This window comes from Desulfobacter sp. UBA2225, assembly GCF_002348205.1.
GTDB classification, from domain to species: domain Bacteria; phylum Desulfobacterota; class Desulfobacteria; order Desulfobacterales; family Desulfobacteraceae; genus Desulfobacter; species Desulfobacter postgatei.
This window is the reverse complement of sequence record NZ_DDYV01000226.1, coordinates 1-12,759: the sequence shown is the minus strand read 5'-3', so window position 1 is coordinate 12,759 and position 12,759 is coordinate 1. Positions and strand designations below refer to the sequence as shown.

Below are 12,759 nucleotides of genomic sequence, written 5' to 3'. Positions count from 1 at the left end.
TCTAGTAAAACCGATCCTGCCTTTGTCAAAAAGCAATGACAAGAAAGACTTCATCACTTTTGAAAAGCCTGCAGCAGCAATTACCGTATCAAGAAGTTTTTTACGGTCACTTTTTTTGATTAACGGATTGGTAAGGGCTTGTTCAAAACCCTCATTGGCGTCCAAAAGCCCTACCATTGCGGAAAGCTCATCATTGTACCCGTCCGCCTGACCGTCTTCCTGACCTATCAAAATCAACGCCTTGGCATAACGCCTTGAAACTGCAAGATTCTTCATTATGCCTCCACCTTTTTCAAGTATTCATCGACCAGACGGTTCTGATCCTGGGTTGTGATGGATTTTTTAATGAGCGCCTCTGCCTGCTCCATTGCACGATCCACAATTTCCTGCTTCAGAAGAGCTTTTGCAGCTTTGAACTCTTGTTCAATATTGCGTTTTGCCATATCCTCAAGCTTTTCAGCCTGGGCTTCAGCCTCTGCAATAATTCTCTTCTTGGCATCTTCACCCTGCTTAATATAATCTTCAATAATCTGTTCAGATTCCTGTTCAAGATTTCTAAACCGGGCTTGATATTCGGCAAGTTTTCTCTCTGCTTCGGCTTTTTTCTGTTCCAGGTCTGTCAACTCTTCTTCAATCCCCTTTGTACGGGAAGAAAAGAACTGCGCCACCGGCTTTTTAGCGATGAAAAAGCAGCCAAGGGCAAGTAAAACGAAGTTGAGTACTTTCCAGGTATCAACATCTTTCCATGCATTGTGATGCACTGCTTCACCATTACCGCCGCCGGATGCCCAGACCACTGTCGCACCAGCCACAAGGGCCACGACAGTTGCGGAAACCTTAAGGTGTTTTTTCCAATTAATTTTTTCCATTAACATGCCCTCCCAAGAATCTTTTCTCCGATGGCTTTGGCATACACCTCAACCTCGGCCTCAAGCGCTTTACGGGCCTGTTCTGTTTCTTCAGCCACTTGTGCCTTAATTTGGACAAAGTTAGCCTGCGCTTTCTGATTGATCCGGGTAATAATCTCCTTTTCCTGGGCAGACGCCTCCTCAATGAATACCTCTTTTTTCTTGAGGCCTTCACCCCTTGCCTGTCTTAACCCATTTTTGTAATCATCCTTTTGTTTGTCAAGATCAGCCGAGGCCCGTTCAACACCTGAACCTAAAGTGCCGACCTTGGCTTTTCTTTCGAGAATGACATTTCGAATGGGTTTGTACAGAACCAGGTTGAGGAGGAATAGCAGGACAAGAAAATTGACCATCTGATATACCGCCGATATATCAGGAATCACAGTTATCATAAAATTCCTCCACCAGTTAATAATTACAAAAAATCAACCACTTATATCCTATTGGCCGAAATCGTTCAGATTCAGCCTAAATGCTTAGAAAATATCGAGACTTGAGTACCATCCAGTAAGCCTTTTGTCAATACAGAATGCAGCAATTCTAAATAGAGAGAGATCTGGATTCAGGCCGTGTTAAATTTTCGCATACTTATATTCAGCAAAACACCAAATCCGACCATGTTGGTCGCAACCGAAGACCCACCATAGGAAATTAGGGGCAAAGGTACGCCTACCACCGGCATCAGCCCCATAACCATGCCAACATTGATAAAAATCTGCCAAAATATCATAATGGTAACACCCATGGCCAAAAGGGAGCCAAACATATTTCGGCAATTATAAGAAATATTCAATCCCCAGAACAGCAAAAGAAAATAGAGGGCCAGCAGTACAACACACCCGGCAAGCCCCCATTCTTCGGCCAATACGGAAAGAATAAAATCCGTATGCTGTTCCGGCAGAAAATTTAAAGCATTCTGGGTCCCATGAAGAAAGCCCTTCCCGGTGAGCATACCCGAACCTATGGCAATCTTGGATTGAATGATATGATAACCTGCACCAAGGGGGTCCCGCTCAGGATTCAAAAAGGTTAAAATTCTGTCTTTCTGATATTCCTTCAAACCGAAAAACCATACCAGAGGCACCAGACAGAGCCCCGCCACCCCCAGAGTGAATAAAACTTTTTTTTCAACCTTTACAAATAAAGTAAGACAGCCGGCAATAAGCAAAAGCAAAAGCCCAGTGCCAAGATCGGGTTGGATGACGATGAGGCCAAAGGGAATAATACATAAAAGAGCCGGCTTGATCAGATGTGCGAAGCCTAAACCTTCGGGACTGATACTCTCTGAATACACTGAAGCCAGGCTGATGATCAAAGAAATTTTCATCAGTTCCGAGGTCTGTATCCGAACAGGACCCAACACCAGCCAGCGTTGGGAGCCCCCGCCAGTATGCCCCACAAGCCAGGTAGCCACCAGAAGCCCGACACATGCGGCATATATAAGGAAATGTAGATTGGCAAACTCTTTAAAGTCAATGACAAGACAGCCCATCATGATGGCAAAACCAACGGCAAGCCAGACAATCTGTTTTTTAAAAAGAGGAGGTAGGCCAGTTCCGGCGTATCCGGCTGTCACCGCCGAATAAAGGATAGTCAGCCCCAGAATGCAAATAAAAACAATAAGCAAAAGAAATCCCCAGTCAAAATTTGATAATAGACGGCGATCAAACATTTTTTACTCCACTTTTCACTCCACATGAGCCGGGTCTTCCTCGACCACGGCAGTTGGAACTTCAGGGTCCCCGAAATAGGCATGAATCAACTCTTGTGCAACGGGAGCAGCCGCACTGGAGCCATGCTCCCCATGTTCAATGATCACGGCAATGGCTATTTTAGGGTCCTGCGCAGGCGCATAACAGACAAACCAGGCATGATCCTGGAGGGTGCGCTTCAATTTTTTGTTATCAAACTTTTCCCCGGCTTTGCGGGAAAACACCTGAGCAGTACCTGTTTTTCCGGCGATCTGAACGTCGGGAAGACGGATTTGCCGGGCAGTGCCGCGGTTACCGTGAACAACTTCTAAAAGCCCCTGTCGCACAATGGCCAAATTTTTTTTGGAAGCCGGCAACCCCCCGGTAATTTCGGGTTCAATTTCCCTTATCACCTGCCCTTTTGCATCCTGAACGGACTTAAGAAGCCTTGGCCGGTAAAGGGTACCGTTATTACCAACCGCAGAAATAAACACGGCCATCTGCAGAGGCGTAACCAGATTAAACCCCTGACCAATACTGATGGACAGGGTTTCACCGGCCTGCCAGGGTTCCTTGAACCGCTGTTTCTTCCATGCGGACGTGGGAATCAAACCCGGGCGCTCATGGGCCAGGCGAATGCCGGTCAACCGCCCCAGACCAGAGCCTTGCGCATACTTTGCCAGGGCATCGACCCCGAGTTTTTCACCGGTCTGATAAAAAAACACATCGCAGGACTGGGCAATGGCATCCACAACATTTATAGTGCCGTGTCCGTATTTACTCCAGCAATGGTAGCGCCGGTTGCCAAACTTATAAAATCCCGGACAAAAAAAAGTTGAATTTCGGTCAATGACCTTTTCTTCAAGCCCTGCCAGAGCCGTAATGATCTTATATGTGGACGCCGGAGGATATTCTGCCTGAATGGCTTTATTGTTCATGGGTCTGCCGGGATCATCCCTTAAAACCTGCCATTTCTTACTGGAGATACCGCCAATAAAATCATTTTGATCAAAACTAGGCGATGACGCCATAACCAAGACATCTCCGTTTGAAGGGTCAAGGGCCACAACAGCCCCGTCATTCTCCCCAAGCAAACCTTCAGCTTTCTGCTGAAGTGGCAAATCTATTGTCATCACCAGATCGTTTCCGGAAACAGGCTCGACAGTCTTAAGTATTTTAATCACCCGCCCGTTGACGTCCACTTCGAGCTGGTGCCCCCCTCTTTTGCCCTGCAGATCCGCCTCAAAACTTTTTTCAACCCCGTATCGGCCAATCGAATCCCCGGACCGGACATTGGGAAATTTACCGGAATCCAGTTCATCCTTATTGATCTCACCAAGATAACCTATAAGATGGGCCGCTGTTTTCTTATGTATATAATTTCTGCTAGGTTCAATATCAATGTGGATACCGGGCAAATCAAACTGATGGGCCTCTATGGCCGCCAGCAGATCCCTTGTTATGTCCCGTTTAAGGACAAGTGGTTTATAAAATGCCGCTCCGCCCTCTTTTTCTATGATTGCCGTCAGGTCTTCACATGAATCGCCGGTCAGTTCGGCCAGGTGATCAAGGGTCTGCTTGAGGGGTTTGGCATCCTCCAAGACAATGGTTAAGTCAAAGGCTGGCCGGTTGTCCACTAGAAGAATGCGATTACGGTCATAAATCAGCCCCCTGGAGGATTTTATGCTTTTAAGTCGGACACAATTGGTCATCGACAACCGCCGATACTCTTCACCGCGGATCATCTGAAGATAAACAAGCCTTAAAAGAAGAACGCTAAAAACAAAAACAATGCACATACTGGCCACTACATATCGATGCTTGATCCATTCTCTATCTGAATTTTTATTAATTGTGCCCACATTACTCCCTGTATTTGCGAGCCAAGTGCCGGCGGGACTGTTTTACGGCATGTGAAAAGTTCCGGTGCAGGGCGCCCAGAATCGAGACGCCGAGAGGAATACCAACTGCGGCCCAGAGGAGCTGACCAATGTAAAGGCGGTAATCCGTGCCCGCAATGGCCTTTTGGTCCTGGAGCAGAAAAATACTGAACATAACCAGCCCCTGATAAATGCAGGCGGATGCAAGACTGACGAGAAAGACAAAAATATTGCTATGCTGAAAAAACAAACGGCGCAGAAAAAAAACGATCAAATAAATACACAGATATACTGTGCTATGAAGGAAGAACGGCGCACCTGACAAGCTGTCCATGATGCTGCCCATGATGACAAGCCAGAAAGGCACTCCGTAGCTCGTTGAAAAAAGGCTTAGGTACAATACATTAACGATCATCAGATCGAAACAGTGGGGAAACCAGGGAAAATCTGGGATAATAACAGTTTGAATAATAACCAAAAACAGTGTGGAAAGAAAAAAAAATATGAAGTTCATCATACCGGCAGCATCCGCCTGTCAATCGGCATTTTTATACACCAGAACTTCTTCAAGCTTGTCAAAATCCACAGCCGTTTTTATGGTGATATCCTGAAACAGTTGGGAATGGTTTTTCTTTACATCAAGCACCGTTCCGATTCTCAATCCTTTGGGAAATACCTGGTCCAGTCCTGAGGAGACAATTACCTGTCCTGGTTCCACCAGATCCTTTCTCAAAGTATATACAAAGGAACAGGTGTCTTTATTATTGCCCTTGACCATGCCGCGGACCCGGGTCTCCTGAATCAGCGCATCAACAGCTGAATTGCGGTCGGTAATCAGCAGCACCTGGGAAAAATTACCGGCCACTTTAACAATCTGCCCTACAATTCCTTCTGACACCAGCACCGGCAGACCTTTGATCAAACCGTCTTTTTCACCCTTATCAATCATGATGGTTTTAAACCAGGGGGATGGATCCCGAGCAATCACCTGGGCCGCCACATAGGCCGCGGGCACGGAATTTTGGAAATTGACAAATTTCTTTAAACGGGTATTTTCAAGCTCAAGCTCTTTGCACCTGTTGGCTGTGTGTTGCGCCGTTGACAACTCACGTCTCAACACCTGGTTCTCTTCCACGGCAAGCACACATGAAAAATAGGTCTGCCATACCGATTCAGTAAAACCGATAATTCGGGAGGCCACAAATTGAAAAGGAGATGTAAGCGTTATGGAGAGTCTTTCAACATTACCCGCCGACAGGGTCTCCCGGCTGGACATGGCGATTACGGTAAGCGCCACCGCAACAAAAAAGCCCACGCCCACAATCATCATGATCCGCCTGGAAAACATTCCCTTTAGCTGATGACTATTTCTTTAAGAATTTCTATACAGTCTAGGGCTTTGCCGCAGCCCAGTGCCACAGTGGATAAGGGATCATCAGCCACGACAATGGGAAGGCCGCATTTTTCGTTAAGCAGCTTGTCCAGATTCTTCAACAAGGCGCCACCACCGGTTAAAACAATGCCGGAATCCACAATATCGGCGGCCAGTTCCGGTGGGGTCTGTTCCAGGGCAATACGAACGGTTTCAACAATCGCCTCAATCTGCTCGGAAATGGCCAGCCGGACCTCTTCGGAGTCAATGGCCAGAATCTTGGGAATGCCGGAAACCAGGTCCCGACCCTTGACTTCTATGGTTTCAAGGTTCTCCGGATCAGGATAGGCATTGCCGATGGTTGTTTTGATGATCTCTGCAGTTCTTTCGCCAATGAGCAGATTATATTTGCGTTTGATGTGCTGACTGATGGAGGCATCCATCTTGTCCCCGGCCACCCTTAGGGAACGGGTATACACGATTCCGGCCAGGGAGATGACCGCCACTTCAGTGGTGCCCCCGCCGATGTCCACAACCATATTGCAGGTGGGTTCCGTAATAGGAAGACCCGCGCCGATTGCTGCAGCCATGGGTTCTTCGATAAGAAAAACCTCCCTGGCACCGGCGGATTCGGCACTTTCCCTGACCGCCCGTTTTTCCACCTGGGTGATACCGGAAGGCACCGCAATAATAATTCTTGGACGAACCAATGTTTTTCTATTGTTATGAACTTTACGGATAAAATGCTTGAGCATGGCCTCAGTCACTGCAAAATCGGCAATGACACCATCTCGCATAGGTCGAATGGCCACAATATTGCCCGGTGTCCTTCCCAGCATGCGCTTTGCTTCCAGCCCCACCGCCAGCACTTTGTTTTTGGATCGTTTATCGGTTCTAACCGCCACCACGGAAGGCTCACTTAATACGATTCCTTTTCCCTTAACATAAACCAGCGTATTTGCGGTGCCAAGATCAATGGCTAGATCATTGGAAAAGGCCCCAAGCAAAGTATCAGTTACAAAGTTCATCGGTCCTCTTTCATACAAAATTGGGAGTTGTGTTTATCAATAGATGATGAAAAAATACTGCCAAAAAAAATACTGCCAAAAGATGATTGCTAACAAACTTAAGTTTTTTTTACAAGAATAAAAGTGTTTCACTCCTGTATATTGCATTGATAAATAGATGCGATCAAATCATGAATCCTGGGTCTGAATTTTCTGATATCAATATTTTCCCGGCTCGGATGTACCCGATTGGTCAAAAGTACCGTAATCAGACCATTGTCTGGATCTATCCAGAATGATGTGCCCGTAAAGCCTAAGTGCCCGATAGATCGTTTAGAAAAAAAACGACCTGATGACGGGGTATCTTCACTTGGAGAATCAAAACCTGCCGGGCGCATCATCCCATTGTTTTTATCCACAAAACTTCTAATAACAGAAGCATTTATCACTTTGCTTTCTTTATTTTCAAGGGCTTGCAGGACTTCACAGCACAAGTGATGAACCCCAACAGCAGTGCCAAACAGACCTGCATGCCCTTCAACACCACCTGCAGCCCAGGCATTTTCATCCTCGACCTCCCCCACTATCATTTTTCCTCGCCAAGTGCAATGGGAGGTGGCGGCAAAAACAAAAGAGGCCTTGTTCATCACGGGCCTTGTCCAATCAGCGCAAAGCGGATTGAAAAACAAGTCGTATATTTTTAAAGGCGCAAAAATCCTGTCATTAACAAACGCATCAAGCCGGACACCGGACATATACTCCACCACCCAGGCCAAAAGGATAAACCCCAGATCACTGTAAACTTCCTTGGAACCCGGCTCATATTCCAGCGGTTCCGCCAGCACCATCTGCCGCAGACGCTTTCCGGCCGCCATGCCGGGGACAGGGAGGGAAAGCGATTTAAAATACGGACGGTGGGCAGGCAGACCAGACCTGCGGCGCAACAACATGTCAATGGTGATCTTGGCTTTACCCGTTCCACAGGCAACCGGGAGGGCGTCCTTTAAATAAGTTTTCAGGGATAATCGCCCTGATGAAATCAGATCTGCCACAGCCAGAGCTGTGGCCAGGGGCTTGGTCAGAGAGGCCAGATCAAAAACCGTATCCAAAGCCACAGGTTCCCCAAACCTTATGTCGGTTACACCAAAAGCCTTGTGATAGATGATATGATTTCTATGCGCCCAAAGCAGAACTGCACCTGGAAATACACCGTCGGCCATAGCATTGGCCATAGCGCCATCAATACTTTGAAACGCGCGTAGGTTCATTGTGCCGCAAAATCCCATTCAAGGATGGCTTGGTCCGCATCCAGAATGACCCCGCCCCCCATGGGCAGAGAACGGTTAACCGCCCCGTGACCAGCATCAATTCCCATGCAGATCGGAATATTTGCGTCAATAAACACCTCTTGAATGATCTGGGGGATATAGGATTGATCGTCGCAATTTTCAAAAGACCCTGTCGCGACCCCTTTGACACCTTCCAACACACCGGCCATTTTCATCTGGGTCAGCATCCTGTCGATCTTGTATGCCGGTTCACCTACATCCTCTATAAAGAGGATACTTTCTGTAAAATCAGGCTGAAAAGCTGTCCCGATCATGTGTACCAGGGTGGCCAAATTTCCGCCCATGAGCCGTCCTGTGGCACGTCCACCCGCAAGCACTTGATCAGAAGGTAAATTAATACGTGTAAAGCAGCCCGTCACGTTTTTTGCAAAACTGTCCAAGGTCTTCTCATCGGCCTGGCCAAGTGAAACCAGATTTGGCCCATGCAGAGCACAGATCCCGACTTTGCACACCAGGGAACTGATCAAAGCGGTGGGATCTGAAAACCCCATAAACAGTTTCGGATTTCCGGCAATGGTATCCCAGTCCAGCAACGGCAAAATGCGCATGGCACCGAATCCGCCCCTTGCCGCAATGATCCCTTTGATCCCAGGATCGGCAAACAACGAATTAAGCACATCCGCCCGTTGCCGGTCTGTGCCGGCAAGGTACCTGTACCGGCCTGTTATGCCTTCGGGGATGTGTACTTCAAACCCCATGGATTCAAGACACAGAACCCCTTTCCGGAACGACTGCGCATCAAACCTGGCTGATGGTGCTGCCACACCAATGACATCTTTGGGTTTTAGACTGCAAAAAACGGGTTCTACATCTGGTTTCATCTACTGATTCATTCCTTTTCAGATATCAAACGTTAACTTATACCACAAAGCCAAAAATTATGAAACACCCGGACCATAAAACAATCCACAGGGTAAGATTTATTAATAAATGCTTTACAAATACGTTGGCATTCTATTTGCTGTCTTTTGTATAAACTTTTTTAGGAGAATAATATGACCATACAAAATGCCCTTAATTTTATCAGACAAGGACAACAGGAAAATGATCTTAGAATTAAACTGGTAAAAGCAGACACCAGTCATACACGGCAAAAAATTCTGGATCAAAAGGATCTGATTTTTACCCCGGAAGAGTTTGAAGAGGCATATTCCTTAAGCCTTTTTAAATGCCAACACCAGGAAGATGCAGACGCCCTGATGGCTTTTAGGATGTGGTGGATCATGCTTTGCCGAAGTCCTGATACCGGTGCTACCTCACCTTAAGATATTGTGGTGTTTATGGGACAAAAAAGGATAGCAAAATTTTAAAAAAAAATTTTTCTTTTATTTTTCGCCATTTCAGTATCAATTTTTTATCCATTGCCTTGACAATGCTGCAAATTTCACCCTAAAAAGGGTAGGCATACGGCCTTGGAATCCTGATTCTTTTTTAACAGACCAGACACTTCTATGGAGCGGATGTATGAAAAAATTTATTATTGGTGCCCTGCTACTACTTGTTGGTATCTCGGGCTTTTCGTTTAACTTCTTTGATTTTTTAACCTTTGCGGCAGGATTAGTCCCTATATTAATGATTATTGGCGGCTCACTTGCGGTATATCTTGGCATCGAGGAACTCAAGCAGTCCGACAACAATGATAACGAGGCAAAGATTAAATCAGCGCATACACAGGAAGATGAACTAAACAAAGAAAGCACCGGGGAGCCGGAAAGCAAAATCAAGCCGGTTCCCGACACACAATCAACAAAGCCGGCCCAGGAAACCGAAATAAAAATTGAAGAAAAACATGCAGACAAACAACAGGAGGAAGATGAACACGCGGAGGAAAAAACGCCCCCTCTTCCAACTGCCTCCTCCCAGGTTACTGAACCGCCTGCACCCGAAGAAGCGGGACCGGCCAGTGCAAGTGTTCAATTTAAAGGAAATATTGAAACCCTGGTTTTCCACAGCGTGGCATGTAATTTTGCCAACGGTAAAAACTGCAGCATGAATTTTACCACAAAAGAAGAGGCTGAAACCCAGGGTTACAAACCCTGTAAAATCTGCATGCCTGACGCTTAACTTTTAGCGACGGCAAAAAATTACGGATTCAGGGAAGGTACTCTTCCCGTACCGGTGAAAAAACCTCAATGGCAACACTGTCTTCCAGGACCTCAGCACGATGCTCTACCCCGGACTCAATGCACCAGGAATCTCCGGGGACGGCATTGTGGCATTTACTTCCAATATAAAGGTTGATGCAGCCGGAAACAAGATATCCGATCTGCTCGTGGGGATGGGTGTGGGAGGGCAGCAATGCCCCTTTGGTCATTTTAAACCGGACTAGAAGCGTCTTATCCCCATACACAAGGGTTTTCATCTCAATGCCTTCCACCGGCTCGGAATAACCGGTTTCATCATGATTTGCAAACATCTGCCCTCCTCATTATTTTTTTTTAATCTTTCAATATTTGCCAGGCCTGATTTTAGAACAAAAAAATGATATTTTGACATTATTACCTGAAATTGCAATATAAAAACTATTTACCCATACCTGGACATGAGGGCCTATGACCTGCCAACCATCAAAACAACCAATAATTCTGGCACCTGCCGGGGATATTCAATCTTTTCTTGCCGCAATAGCGGCTGGTGCGGACGCCATTTACTGCGGCCTTAAAATATTTTCAGCCCGCATGGAAGCCGACAATTTTTCCATTGAAGAACTGGCAAGACTGACCAAACTTGCCCATTCAAAAGGGATTCAGGTGTATGTTGCCTTTAACTCCATAATTAAAGAAGCCGAAACCGACAAAGTACTTCGTATTCTTGACAAACTTGCCCGGTATGCGGACGTCGATGCCCTGATTATCCAGGATACCGCCATGGTCAGCCTTGCCGGGCAGGCAGGATTCAAAGGAAAACTCCACCTGTCCACCCTGGGCAACTGCACCCATCCTGCCGGACTTGCGGCTGCCCAAAAATCAGGTTTTTCCCGGGTGGTACTGCCCAGGGAATTCAGCCTTGATGAAATCAGGGCCATGGCAGCGGCTGTGCCCGGAACCATGGACTTAGAGGTGTTTATCCATGGCGCGCTTTGCTATTCGGTGTCAGGACGGTGTTACTGGAGTTCCTGGTTTGGCGGAAAAAGTGCGCTGCGGGGGCGTTGCGTTCAGCCCTGCCGGCGGCTGTACGAACAAAATGGGAAAAAGGCCAGGTACTTCTCATGCATGGATCTGTCAGCAGATGTACTGGCCAAGGTCCTCAAGGAGATTCCCAACATCAGTACCTGGAAGATTGAGGGCAGAAAAAAAAGCCCCCATTATGTTTACTACACGGTGATGGCGTACAGACTGCTCAGGGATTCGCCGGATCAAAAAAATCAGGCATTATCTTTTTTGGCGTATGCCTTGGGAAGAGAAGGCAGTCATTACAATCTTTTATCCCATCGGATTTCAAACCCTCTGAATCATGCATCGGAAACCGGCTCCGGTCTGTTTTTAGGCCGGATAAAGAACCCTGAAAATCCATATTTTATTTCAAGGGAAGCGCTTCTGCAGGGAGATCTTTTACGCATTGGCTATGAAGAAGAGACCTTCCATCAAATCCAGAAGGTGACCCGGGCCATCCCTAAAAAAGGAAAATATTTTTTAGCTGCCAAAAAAGGCAGGCGTATCAACAAAGACACTTCAGTGTTCCTTATTGACCGGAGGGGAAGTGAGCTGGAAGAAAAATTATCATGCCTTGCCAGCGAACTTGGTGAAATTCCCAAAATAACGATCAAACCGTTAAATAGCTCTACTCTCGGCAAAAGGCCTGCTGACAGTGTCAAATCACCGGGCAAAAGAAGTGGTCATGGAGGAAAAAAACAGCCTGATATATATGAAATGGATGTTTTCAGAAAACACCCCCCTGCTTTAAAAACACATAATGATACCGGTTTCTGGATTTCTGCAAACAACTATGGCATCAAAGCCCCTCCCCGTGCATGGTTATGGCTGGATCCCGTGCTTTTCCCCGAAGAGGAAAAGATCTGTCAAAACTATGTAAAAACCGCATTAAAAAAAGGGGCAAAAAACTTTGTGCTCAATTCCCCCTGGCAGATAGCCCTGTTTGATGATCCCCAAAGACTCAACATCTGGGCAGGCCCTTTTTGCAATATCACCAATTGCCTTGCAGTGGAAATGCTCAAACGCATAGGTTTTTCAGGGGCCATTGTAAGCCCGGAACTTGAGAGTAAAACCCTTTTGTCCCTGCCGGAATGCAGTTGTTTGCCTTTAGGCGCTGTCTGCCGAGCCAACTGGCCTGTGGCCATATCAAGGATTGCGGCCCCGGATCTGGATATCGGGAAAGACTTTACCAGCCCCATGGGAGAAGTTGCCTGGACCAGCAAATACAATGCGACCTACCACACCTTCCCAAACTGGCCACTGGACCTGTCATCCAAAACCGATGAATTAAAACAGGCAGGCTTTGTCATGCTCGTGAACCTGTTTGAAAATATACCTAAGGGGATACGGATGAAGTCACGTCCAGGAACCTGGAACTGGCACTTGAAACTACTCTAAAA

The 12,759-nt window shown here is 46.8% G+C and carries 14 protein-coding genes; 3 read left to right on the top strand and 11 right to left on the bottom strand.

From position 1 onward, the window contains the following. The 10 genes from B3D59_RS11495 to B3D59_RS11450 form a co-directional block, all read right to left on the bottom strand. The coding region (locus B3D59_RS11495; RefSeq protein WP_286819880.1) for a F0F1 ATP synthase subunit delta at nucleotides 1-276 on the bottom strand (276 nt) is incomplete at its 3' end. Further along, entirely contained in the window at nucleotides 276-869 is a 594-nt protein-coding gene (atpF, locus tag B3D59_RS11490) for a F0F1 ATP synthase subunit B (RefSeq protein WP_286819879.1), read from the bottom strand. The genes atpF and B3D59_RS11495, both read right to left, overlap by 1 nt. Continuing rightward, complete coding sequence (locus tag B3D59_RS11485; RefSeq protein ID WP_286819878.1) at nucleotides 869-1,300, bottom strand: ATPase; 432 nt, start codon at nucleotides 1,298-1,300, stop codon at nucleotides 869-871. Before B3D59_RS11485 ends, atpF begins: the two co-directional genes overlap by 1 nt. 170 nt (nucleotides 1,301-1,470) lie before the next feature. Continuing rightward, nucleotides 1,471-2,580 (bottom strand): rod shape-determining protein RodA, encoded by a 1,110-nt coding sequence (gene rodA / locus B3D59_RS11480; protein ID WP_286819877.1) that lies wholly within the window; start codon nucleotides 2,578-2,580, stop codon nucleotides 1,471-1,473. Nucleotides 2,581-2,595: 15 nt separating this feature from the next. Then, complete coding sequence (gene mrdA, locus B3D59_RS11475) at nucleotides 2,596-4,461, bottom strand: penicillin-binding protein 2 (RefSeq protein WP_286819876.1); 1,866 nt, start codon at nucleotides 4,459-4,461, stop codon at nucleotides 2,596-2,598. 1 nt (nucleotide 4,462) lies between these two features. Next, nucleotides 4,463-4,996, bottom strand: coding sequence for a hypothetical protein (locus B3D59_RS11470; protein WP_286819875.1), 534 nt, complete (start codon nucleotides 4,994-4,996; stop codon nucleotides 4,463-4,465). 18 nt (nucleotides 4,997-5,014) lie between these two features. Further along, nucleotides 5,015-5,827: a rod shape-determining protein MreC gene (gene mreC, locus B3D59_RS11465; RefSeq protein ID WP_286819874.1), complete on the bottom strand. Its 813-nt coding sequence runs from the start codon at nucleotides 5,825-5,827 to the stop codon at nucleotides 5,015-5,017. Nucleotides 5,828-5,832: 5 nt separating this feature from the next. Then, nucleotides 5,833-6,879, bottom strand: coding sequence for a rod shape-determining protein (locus B3D59_RS11460; protein ID WP_277004124.1), 1,047 nt, complete (start codon nucleotides 6,877-6,879; stop codon nucleotides 5,833-5,835). A 128-nt stretch (nucleotides 6,880-7,007) separates the two neighbouring features. Next, on the bottom strand, nucleotides 7,008-8,126 hold the full coding sequence (locus tag B3D59_RS11455; RefSeq protein WP_286819873.1) for a serine hydrolase domain-containing protein: 1,119 nt from the start codon (nucleotides 8,124-8,126) through the stop codon (nucleotides 7,008-7,010). Then, the gene (locus B3D59_RS11450) at nucleotides 8,123-9,028 is read right to left on the bottom strand and encodes a S66 peptidase family protein (protein ID WP_286819872.1); all 906 of its coding nucleotides are present in this window, start codon (nucleotides 9,026-9,028) and stop codon (nucleotides 8,123-8,125) included. The genes B3D59_RS11455 and B3D59_RS11450 overlap by 4 nt, the downstream gene beginning before the upstream one ends. Nucleotides 9,029-9,202: 174 nt before the next feature. Here B3D59_RS11450 and B3D59_RS11445 point away from each other — a divergent pair, with 174 nt between their 5' ends. Continuing rightward, complete coding sequence (locus B3D59_RS11445) at nucleotides 9,203-9,472, top strand: hypothetical protein (protein ID WP_286819871.1); 270 nt, start codon at nucleotides 9,203-9,205, stop codon at nucleotides 9,470-9,472. Nucleotides 9,473-9,671: 199 nt separating this feature from the next. Further along, nucleotides 9,672-10,271, top strand: a complete 600-nt coding sequence (locus tag B3D59_RS11440) for an Ada metal-binding domain-containing protein (RefSeq protein WP_286819870.1) — start codon at nucleotides 9,672-9,674, stop codon at nucleotides 10,269-10,271. 28 nt (nucleotides 10,272-10,299) lie between these two features. Here B3D59_RS11440 and B3D59_RS11435 read toward each other — a convergent pair whose 3' ends face one another. After that, nucleotides 10,300-10,623: a cupin domain-containing protein gene (locus B3D59_RS11435; RefSeq protein ID WP_286819869.1), complete on the bottom strand. Its 324-nt coding sequence runs from the start codon at nucleotides 10,621-10,623 to the stop codon at nucleotides 10,300-10,302. 136 nt (nucleotides 10,624-10,759) lie between these two features. Here B3D59_RS11435 and B3D59_RS11430 point away from each other — a divergent pair, with 136 nt between their 5' ends. Continuing rightward, complete coding sequence (locus B3D59_RS11430) at nucleotides 10,760-12,757, top strand: peptidase U32 family protein (RefSeq protein ID WP_286819868.1); 1,998 nt, start codon at nucleotides 10,760-10,762, stop codon at nucleotides 12,755-12,757. Nucleotides 12,758-12,759: the final 2 nt, after the last annotated feature.